The following is a 9128-nucleotide window of genomic DNA, read 5'->3' on the forward strand; positions in this document are numbered from 1 at the left end:
TTCTTTGCAATGTCGATGGCGAATAAGTTAGATTTCTTCATGTATGGACTCCCTTGGTAAAGTAATTTTTCGTCACTTTATTTATACCGCATCTCCCGCGTGGGGAGGAGTCCATACATCTCCCACAGGATTGGCTGCACGTACTGGATAGGTGATCCCTTAAGCTAATGCTCTAAGTTGCGCATAAAACGATAATCAGCCGCACCGGTTTTAACTCGGTACAAAGCTGGGCGCTTGCCTTTTCCTTTCTGTGTGCTCAGCTCACCTGTTTCCTCTAACACATTAGCTAACTCAATACGGCGGCGAAACGATTTACTTTGAATCGACTTTCCTAAAATCACTTCATGCAGTTGTTGTAGTTCGCTGAGAGTGAAGGTTTCGGGCAGGGCATAAACAGGCACTAATGAATATAATGCTTTTTGCTTGAGTCGCTCCAGTGCTTGCTCAATCATTTGTTTATGGTCAAAAGCCAGTTCCATCTGTAGCGCCTGGGTGGCAGGTAGCCATTGCACATCATCTACCGAGTCGATATCTGTGGTGCATTGGATGTGGGCCATTAGTGCGTAATAAGTTACTGTGGTTGACCAACCTCGGGGGTCACGTGTTTTGCTGCCGGTTGAGCATACTTGCTCTAAGTAGGGCGGAATAATGCCCGTTTTTTCGGCTAAATGGCGATTAGCACAAGCGGTCAAATCCACATCGCGTTGCACATCAATAAAGCCGCCGGGTAGGCCCCAGTAAGCCAAATAAGGGTGATTGGCACGGCGTACCAATAAAGTATATAGCTCACCGTTCAATACGGTGAATAACACGCTATCCACCGTGGTCAAACAGGTGTCGTAATCTTTAATGTTGTAACTGGCTAAATAGGCTTGTTCGGTTTGCTGGCTCATAGGCTGGCTCTTATTAGTCTCAGAGACAATATAATACCGCAGCATTGAAATAAATCCAGTCCCCCAGCTTTGCAGTGAGCTAGGTACAAGTCTCTGCTTGATTGACTATAAATTGAGATTCAATTCAGCCATTATCAACCCCATTTTTGTTACATGCGTGTTAACAGCTGCACCTCGCCAATATTAATTAAAGTCTTAGAGACAATAATTGTTGTTGACACATTATGGTCTCTGGGACTATATTTAAAACCAAGTTAAGAGTCTTAGGGACACTTAAAGTAAAAGGAAGTCAAAAATGCACATTAAGGCGTTTCAAATAGGTCAGCAGCAAGCAACGGAACTGCAGTTCGATAGTTTTACTTTCAATGGTGGTGAAGAGCATGTACGCATTACCAATGTGGTTGAGCAGGTATCACACATTGAAATTACCACTCGCTTAAACAACTCGGCTGCGTTTATGCAATTAGCCGTTACCGTTGATGCGCTGCAGCGCCAATATGGCAATCAAGTTGCCCTTGAGCTGGTCGCGCCGTATTTTCCTTACGCACGCCAAGACCGCGTCTGTAATGAAGGGGAAGCTTTAGGCGTGGCGGTGATGGCAAAGCTAATCAACGCACTTAATTTTCAAAAAGTCACCATTTGGGATGCCCACAGCGATGTGACTCCTGCGCTGATCAATAACGTGGTTAATCTGCCACAAGCCGTGCTACTGGCGCGTCATCAAGGTTTAGTTGATCAGCTGAAAGCGGGCGAACTAACCCTGATTGCTCCCGATGCTGGCGCAGCGAAAAAAGTACACAACCTAGCGAAATACTTTGGTGGTGGTATCGCCGTGGTACAAGCGGAAAAGGTGCGCGATGTGGCAACTGGTGAAATTACTCACACCGCTATTTTTGGCGACATTACAAATAAAGATGTTTTGATTACCGATGACATCTGCGACGGTGGCCGCACCTTTATTGAGTTGGCGAAAGTATTAAAGCAGCAAGGTGCGAAGCGTGTCAGCTTGTTTGTCACTCATGGCATTTTTGCCAATGGTCTAGCTGTGTTTGATGGCCTGATTGATGCTATTTACACCAGCGAATCTTTTCCGGCACCTGAGCTAAGCGGTGCAATCGAATTACACATCGCGTAAACCCCATTAAGAAGGAAGAACCTATGACTATTTCAGCAGCAACCATGCAAAAAGACGTGTACAAAGAGTTTCACGGCCGTGCTTACCACCCAGAAGTATCTGAGGTATATGCTAATTTTACCTCTCGCTCGGGCAAGTTAAGTAATGTGGCAGATAACGACAAAGTAGCCTTTGTTGGTCTGCAATATTTCATCATGTCGTACCTTATTGAAGAGTGGAATGACTTTTTCAAAATGGATAGGGCCGTTGCCGTGGCGCAACACAAACGTATCTTATCGGCGATGTTAGGTTACAGCGTAGACGTAACCTACCTAGAAAAGCTGCACGATCTTGGCTACTTACCGTTACGCATTAAAGCCTTGCCAGAAGGCACGCTAGTGCCTTACCTCGTACCGCCGATCACTATAGTGAATACTAAGGATGGGTTTCAGTGGCTAACCAATATGATTGAAACCGTATTGAGCTGTGAAAACTGGCCGATTCAAACCAGCGCCACCACGGCAACGGCTTATATCAAAGTGTTTAAAGAGTTTGCTGAAAAAACCGGTCTAGACATGAGTTTTGTGCCGTTTCAGGGTCACGATTTTTCGTTTCGCGGCATGTTTGGTAAGGCAGCAGCTGCCATGAGTGGCTTTGGTCACTTAGCGTCTGGCTTGGTGGGCACCGACACCATCACCGCAGTATTGTTTGCAGAAAAATATTACGGCGCCAATGTTGACCAAGAGCTGGTGGGCTGCTCAGTTGATGCAACCGAGCACAGCGTAACCTGCAGTTGGTTAATGGAAGGAGAAATTGAGTTTTTCCGTTACTTGATGCAGCAGCAAGCGCCAACCGGCATTTTATCAGTAGTGAGCGATACTTGGGACTTTTGGACCTTAGTAACCGACTATTTACCACAGTTAAAACAAGAGATTATGGCACGTGATGGTACTTTAGTAATCCGCCCTGATTCTGGCGACCCAGTGAAAATTTTAACCGGTTACCAAGTTCACGCTACGCCATTTAGTTCGGCAGAGTTAACCTTAGCCGCAGCTAACTTAAAAGCGCGTAAGGCCGATGCCGAAGCCTTTAGTTTTGATGATCGGATTTATGAGGTGGCAGATCAAGACCATGCGCCAACCGAGCTTATGCCTTGTGAAGTGAAGGGGCTGATTGAATGTTTATGGGACACTTTTGGCGGCACGGTAACCGACAAAGGTTTTAAATTACTGGATCCGCACATTGGTGCTATTTACGGCGATGCCATTACCCTTGAGCGCCAGCGCCAAATATTACAGCGTTTAATGGATAAAGGTTTTGCATCAAAAGTCGTACTCGGTATTGGCTCTTATAGCTATCAATACGTGACGCGTGACACTCATGGCAGTGCTGTGAAGGCCACCAGTGTAGTGAAAAACGGCGAGCGCATGGCGATTTTTAAAGATCCAAAAACCGATACTAAGAAAAAATCAGCCAAGGGACTGCTTAAAGTCGAGCGGGTTAATGGTGAGCTAGTGGTGATCGATAATGTTACTGAAGCAGAAGAGCAGCAAGGTTTACTGCAAACCGTGTTTGAAGATGGTCAGTTAGTTCGCACTACTACCTTAGCTGAAATCAGAGCTTTGATTAATAGCCAAATTTAGTTAGTCCAACGCAATGAATCGGGTGGTTTTGTTGGCCGCCGATTGATTGCGTTTTTGTATTATTTTATCCATCTGCTTTTTCAGGATGGCAAGGCTAAATGGCTTGGCCAAAAAGCCAGATGCCTTGGCTTGAATCGCTTGGGTTAGATGCGATTTATCGGCGTCACTGGTAACAATGAGTACCGGTAAATCGGCGGTAAGCTCTTTGGCTCGAATATGCTTAAGCAGCTGAATCCCATCTATTTTTGGCATATTGTAATCAGTGATCACCAAGTCAAACTGATGTTTAGCTAATAAATGCAAGGCGTGAGTACCATCGGCGGCTTCTTCTAAATCCGTATGACCAAGCTCTCGCAACATATGGAGCATAATGTGGCGTAAGCAAATGGTGTCTTCAACAACCAAAATTTTCATTTAAGTGTCCCTTCTGAGCCTTCACCATTGTTTTGTCTGTCATAGTCAGCAATCAAACATTTTAGAGTTTAGTATAAAGATGACTCAGTGATGACTTTTACTCATGATAATAGGGTGTTCTAACTCTGGATGACTCATCACCTTGACCGGATATTGATAAACATGTTCAATGTTTTCAGCAGTAAGCGCTTGTTTAGGTGCACCATCAACAAGTAATTGGCCTGATTTTAATAGCAAAATACGGTCAGCATATTGCGCTGCTAAGTTAAGGTCGTGTAACACCATTAGTACAGTGATACCTTGTTGGCATAATTGTCTACAGAGCTGCAGCACCTTATGTTGCTGGGCTAAATCTAGTGCCGAGGTTGGTTCATCGAGAATGAGCAAGCCATGATTATTAGCACAGCTTAGCTGGGTAAGCACCCGAGCCAAGTGAACGCGCTGCTTTTCACCGCCTGACAAGCTAGGGTAGGCGCGCTGAGCTAAGTGTAAAACATCAGTGGCACGCATATTTTGCTCGGCGATACGGCGAATTTTATGCTGGCTAACAGGTAAGGATAATCCGCCCAATTGCGCCACTTCAAAGGCACTAAAAGCAAAACTCAATTGGCTGTGTTGCGGTAAAATCGCCAAATGCTGCGCCAGTAAGCCATCTGGCCAAATGTCGCGCGGTTGGCCAAACAAACGAATATTGTGGCCCGCCTGGCCAATTTCACCACTAATCAACTTAAGCAGGCTACTTTTACCCGCGCCATTGGGGCCCAGTACCACACAGCATTCACCGCGCTTAAGGGCAAAGCTAATATCATCCACTAAAGTTTGCTGTTGCACTTGATAGGTCAAGTGGCTGACCTGTAATGGTGCTGCTTGGGGAATGTGAATATCGTTAAAATGGTGTGCCAGATGAGGCGTTTTGGCTGATAATTTAAGCATTAAATTTTGCCTCGTTGCTGAAACAATAACGCAATAAAGAAAGGTGCGCCCGCTAGTGCCGTGATGATGCCCACTGGCAACTCGGCTGGCGCAACAATGACTCGTGATACTGTGTCGGCAATTAACAGCAGCAAGCCGCCAAGTAAAGCCGATAGCGGTAATAATAAGGTGTGGTTAGGGCCAACTAACATGCGGCCAAGGTGGGGAATGATTAAACCAACAAAGCCAATCATGCCACATAGCGAAACGCTGATCCCCACGCCCGCAGCGCACAACAGAATCAATCGACGTTTTAATACTTCTACTTGAATGCCCATGTGGCGGGCTTCTGGCTCACCTAATAGAAAAGCATTGAGCTTGTTGGCATCTTGACGAAAACAAACGAACAATGTGGTTAATGTGGCCCAAGCCAAAGCGATATTGGGCCAAGTGGCGCCAGCCATTGAGCCCATTGACCATAGAGCGAGATCGCGCAGCGCTTGTTCATCGGCATAGTAATTTAACAAGCCTAATGCCGCGCCCGCTAAGGCGCTGATCGCTACGCCTGCCAACAACATAATGGCCACCGAGGTACCATGTTGATTAGAGCCTAATTGATAAACTAAAAAAGTGACTAAACTGCCGCCGAAAAAAGCAAATACCGGTACGGTGCCAAGAGTCAGTAACAGAGGATAAAATTCTGCCAGTGGCGCAAAAATAACAATGGCTAACGCGGCTCCTAACGCCGCACCGCCCGACACGCCAATAATGCCCGGATCGGCGAGGGGATTACGAAACAGCCCCTGCATCACAGTGCCACTCAAGGCTAAAATAGCACCGATGGCCAAACACAATAACATGCGTGGCACCCGCACTTGTTGCATCACCAAGCTGACATGAGGTGCAACCTCTTGGTTAAGTAGTGCTTTAATGGCTTGCTGAATCGAGATCGGCAGTGGCCCGATAAAAATAGAACCGATCGCTGCTGCGAGTAATAGCAATCCCGTTGGTACAAAGATATGACGAGTTTGATAGCGCACAATCAGCATGATTAGTTACCGTAAATCCGATTATTTAAACGTAAGGCTTCATGTAAGCTGCTAATACCCAGCTCACCAATTAAGCTGGTGCCTGCAATACTAAATACCCGCCTGGCTTGCCCAGCAGGCGTGGCGGCTAACATTGGATGCGCCGCTAATAGTGCCTCGACACTGCCTAAGGCTTTAAGCGTACGATGGCTCACCAAAATCACATCAGGCGCCATGGCCAATAAGGCTTCAGCTGAGGCTGGTTTATACGAGCTAATGGTGGCCGCGGCAGGATTGGTTGCCCCCATTAAATTAATAATGGCGTCTGCTGGCGTTTCTTTGCCAGCTAAACTGGCTGGACTGCCTTCGCGTAGCAGTAAAAATATCGCCTTTTGTTGCTGCGCTTTAGCGGGTGTTTGTTGCTGTAATTGGTTGGCAAGGGCATCCACTTTATCGTTTAAGTTGCTGGCTTGCTCCATTCGGCCTGTTTGCTGTGCTATTTCATTAATCCGCTGTTTTAAATCTGCAACGCGATTGCCACTACTGACGATGCGTACATTGACGCCCGCTTGTTGTAACAATTGCAGGGTGGTGTCGGGCCCAGCCTCCTTGCTTGCTATCAACAAATCGGGTGTTAATGACAGCAGACCCTCAACGGTAAGCGCGCGGTGATAGCCCACATCGGGCAGGGTGCCGTTATGCCATTTACTACTGGTGACATCGGTGCCCACTAACTGCTGCTGAGCTCCCAAGGCATAAATTATTTCGGTGATTGTGGCGCCGGCACTCACTATTTTGTTATTGGCGAGTACCGTCGAAGAAAAGACTAAACTGATTAAAAGTAGGGATATTGCGCGCATCATTACGTCCTCGTGCGATGATTTCGGCAAATATTATTCCTAAATGCAATTGATATCAATTATCATTTGCGATAAATTTATCGGTATTCCAGCTTACTTGGTTTGAAGCTAGCGCTAAAACTGCGCTAGATATTCGTTTAAGAGGTTCATTGTGTACCAAGATATTTCTAAGCTCCAAGTTGCCAAACAAGTGGCAACAATACTGGTTGAGCAGCCAGGCTTACATCCTGCCGGCATTGCCGATCAACTCAACTTAACTGAGGGCGAAGTCGTACTCGCCCTGCCCAAAGCTATGGTCACCGCTATTGCTGGCTCGGAAGCTGAAGTCATTTTGCAACAGCTGATCGATTGGGGCCCTGTGACCACCATAGTGCATAGCCAAGGTTCAATTTTTGAAGTGAAAGCCAGCTTCCCAAAGGGGAAATCGGGGCACGGTTACTACAACCTTATGGGCAAAGAAGGCCAACTACACGGCCATTTACAATTGGAAAACGTGGCGCACATCGCCTTAGTCAGTAAGCCATTTAACGGCAAAGAGAGTTACTTTATCGGCTTTTTCACCGCCGCCGGAGAGGGAATTTTTAAAGTGTATTTAGGCCGCGATGCCAAGCGTCAGTTAATCCCTGAACAAGTCGAAAAATTTATTCAACTCAAGCAGTCACAGGTAGAAGAAGTATGAACCAAGCAGAGATTAACCACGAAAAGCAACAGCGATTACAAGGCCGCTTGGGACCCGACATTGCCGAATTCCGCCAGCAATGCCAAACCTTGCAATTGGCCACGGTGGATGAGCAAGGTCAGCCGAATGTCAGTTATGCGCCTTTTATTGTGCATAACAAAGCGTATTACATTTTGATCAGTAAAATTGCGCGGCACGCCCGTAACTTATTGGTGCAGCCCAGTGTGTCATTAATGATGATTGAGGATGAAGCGCAAGCCAAAAGCATCTTCGCCCGCAAGCGCCTAACATTTGACGCCAGCGTTAACGCCGTGGCGCGCGATACACCAGAGTGGCAACAAGCCATTGACCTACTCACCGATCGCTTTGGCGAGATAGTCACAGGGTTAAGTGGTTTAGAAGATTTTGTGTTATTCCAACTGACGCCGCAGCAAGGATTATTTGTCAAAGGTTTTGGTCAAGCATTCCAAGTATCTGGCGATGACTTAGTTGATTTTATTCATTTAACCGAAGGGCACAAGCCGATTGCTAAGGCAGAGGTGGTGTAGTGTAGCTCCTAAGTATGAGTGCTTATACGAAACGCCGTGAATACATCTTTCTCGGCTTAATGCCATACTTAACCGCCGCATTTATGCGGCGGATATTCGTATCAGAAAGCATCACACATGGTTCTCGATTCGAGCATTGCCTTGCTTTGGGTGTGTTTTGTGCGTTATGTGTTTAATCCACGGTATTTATTTATTAACCAATAAACACATATTTTTACGAAAGTTACGTTTAATGCAAAACCTAACCCAGCCATAAATATAGTCACAACATTTCTGGCGCCAATACCAAAAATGCTTTTCGCAAACTCGCCAGCTTCAATGGCAAGTAACGTCCAAGGCATTGCCAAAATAAGAAAAAAGAAACTAGGGATATTGAAGTCCGTACTCAAATTCCAATTAAGATATCGAGCAACATGCCAAGAAAAACTATATAAAACCGGAAGGCTAAATGAAATCAAAAACACATGTTTAGTTTTCACTGAGACTCCAAAGACACAAACAGAAGCCTCAGTAATCTAGCACTTATAAATAATCCCACAAGGCTAAACACAAAGAGTAGATTGATTTGAAACCCACTCATCTGATGTTCGAGGAGTACAGGATAAGAATGGTCGTAAAGATGCCAAATGTACAGGGTGGCGATGACTTGAGCAGCTGCGATGAGTAAAGAGACTGCGGTTGCTGCTTTACCAAACCCGATGGTTTTACTGCAAGATAAGCATTGATATTGATCACTTGATGAGGCGCCTATAAACCAAGCTAAGGAGATACTTGTTTGGCAGCTAGGACATGATTTTTTTATCACAGCAACTTACTCATAAATTAATATTAATTGATGGTAATTATAGGCAAACGCTAGCCTTGATGATGTGATTACTCTGATATTATTCAGAATAATACAGTGGGTTAAAGTGTAGTGGTCAACTAAAACTGGCCACCTCGTTATAAGTTTTGAAGTATTCTGCTTCAGCCTTTTGTGGCGATAACCCCTTGTTAAACTGGTGAGGCCTGTACCGATTGAAATAACCGGTAATGTA

At 45.7% G+C, this 9128-nt stretch carries 10 protein-coding genes; 4 read left to right on the forward strand and 6 right to left on the reverse strand.

Going from position 1 to position 9128, the window contains the following annotated elements; all coding sequences use genetic code 11:
- Positions 1 to 164: 164 nt before the first annotated feature.
- Complete coding sequence (locus K6Y31_RS21515; RefSeq protein WP_233055089.1) at positions 165 to 893, reverse strand: NUDIX hydrolase; 729 nt, start codon at positions 891 to 893, stop codon at positions 165 to 167.
- A gap of 295 nt (positions 894 to 1188) precedes the next feature.
- Here K6Y31_RS21515 and prs point away from each other — a divergent pair, with 295 nt between their 5' ends.
- Positions 1189 to 2028: a ribose-phosphate diphosphokinase gene (gene prs / locus K6Y31_RS21520; protein WP_233055090.1), complete on the forward strand. Its 840-nt coding sequence runs from the start codon at positions 1189 to 1191 to the stop codon at positions 2026 to 2028.
- Between the two features lie 23 nt (positions 2029 to 2051).
- Positions 2052 to 3650, forward strand: a complete 1599-nt coding sequence (locus K6Y31_RS21525; protein ID WP_233055092.1) for a nicotinate phosphoribosyltransferase — start codon at positions 2052 to 2054, stop codon at positions 3648 to 3650.
- Here K6Y31_RS21525 and K6Y31_RS21530 read toward each other — a convergent pair whose 3' ends face one another.
- The 4 genes from K6Y31_RS21530 to K6Y31_RS21545 all read right to left on the reverse strand — a co-directional run bounded on the left by K6Y31_RS21530 (position 3651) and on the right by K6Y31_RS21545 (position 6894).
- Positions 3651 to 4064 carry a response regulator gene (locus K6Y31_RS21530; protein WP_233055093.1) on the reverse strand — a complete coding sequence of 138 codons (414 nt, stop codon included), beginning with the start codon at positions 4062 to 4064 and terminating at the stop codon, positions 3651 to 3653.
- An 84-nt stretch (positions 4065 to 4148) separates the two neighbouring features.
- Positions 4149 to 4997: a heme ABC transporter ATP-binding protein gene (locus tag K6Y31_RS21535; protein WP_233055094.1), complete on the reverse strand. Its 849-nt coding sequence runs from the start codon at positions 4995 to 4997 to the stop codon at positions 4149 to 4151.
- A complete protein-coding gene (locus K6Y31_RS21540) occupies positions 4997 to 6025 on the reverse strand; it encodes a FecCD family ABC transporter permease (protein WP_233055095.1) in 1029 nt (342 codons plus the stop codon). The genes K6Y31_RS21535 and K6Y31_RS21540 overlap by 1 nt, the downstream gene beginning before the upstream one ends.
- Positions 6026 to 6027: 2 nt before the next feature.
- Positions 6028 to 6894, reverse strand: coding sequence for a heme/hemin ABC transporter substrate-binding protein (locus K6Y31_RS21545; RefSeq protein ID WP_233055096.1), 867 nt, complete (start codon positions 6892 to 6894; stop codon positions 6028 to 6030).
- A gap of 121 nt (positions 6895 to 7015) precedes the next feature.
- Between K6Y31_RS21545 and hutX the strand changes: the two genes are divergently transcribed.
- Both hutX and hutZ read left to right on the forward strand, forming a co-directional pair.
- A complete protein-coding gene (hutX, locus tag K6Y31_RS21550) occupies positions 7016 to 7543 on the forward strand; it encodes a heme utilization cystosolic carrier protein HutX (protein WP_233055097.1) in 528 nt (175 codons plus the stop codon).
- Positions 7540 to 8091 (forward strand): heme utilization protein HutZ, encoded by a 552-nt coding sequence (gene hutZ, locus K6Y31_RS21555; protein WP_233055098.1) that lies wholly within the window; start codon positions 7540 to 7542, stop codon positions 8089 to 8091. Before hutX ends, hutZ begins: the two co-directional genes overlap by 4 nt.
- A gap of 164 nt (positions 8092 to 8255) precedes the next feature.
- On the opposite strand, the gene K6Y31_RS21560 is transcribed toward hutZ, so the two are convergent.
- Complete coding sequence (locus K6Y31_RS21560) at positions 8256 to 8570, reverse strand: hypothetical protein (protein WP_233055099.1); 315 nt, start codon at positions 8568 to 8570, stop codon at positions 8256 to 8258.
- Positions 8571 to 9128 lie beyond the last annotated feature (558 nt).

The sequence above is a fragment of the Motilimonas cestriensis genome (assembly GCF_021295315.1).
Lineage (GTDB): Bacteria > Pseudomonadota > Gammaproteobacteria > Enterobacterales > CBDFNC01 > Motilimonas > Motilimonas cestriensis.

Bases quoted from the DNA above. Each gene is read 5' to 3' on its own strand.
- K6Y31_RS21515 (WP_233055089.1), bottom strand. From the start codon at position 893: ATGAGCCAGCAAACCGAACAAGCCTATTTAGCCAGTTACAACATTAAA.
- prs (WP_233055090.1), top strand. From the start codon at position 1,189: ATGCACATTAAGGCGTTTCAAATAGGTCAGCAGCAAGCAACGGAACTG.
- K6Y31_RS21525 (WP_233055092.1), top strand. From the start codon at position 2,052: ATGACTATTTCAGCAGCAACCATGCAAAAAGACGTGTACAAAGAGTTT.
- K6Y31_RS21530 (WP_233055093.1), bottom strand. From the start codon at position 4,064: ATGAAAATTTTGGTTGTTGAAGACACCATTTGCTTACGCCACATTATG.
- K6Y31_RS21535 (WP_233055094.1), bottom strand. From the start codon at position 4,997: ATGCTTAAATTATCAGCCAAAACGCCTCATCTGGCACACCATTTTAAC.
- K6Y31_RS21540 (WP_233055095.1), bottom strand. From the start codon at position 6,025: ATGCTGATTGTGCGCTATCAAACTCGTCATATCTTTGTACCAACGGGA.
- hutZ (WP_233055098.1), top strand. From the start codon at position 7,540: ATGAACCAAGCAGAGATTAACCACGAAAAGCAACAGCGATTACAAGGC.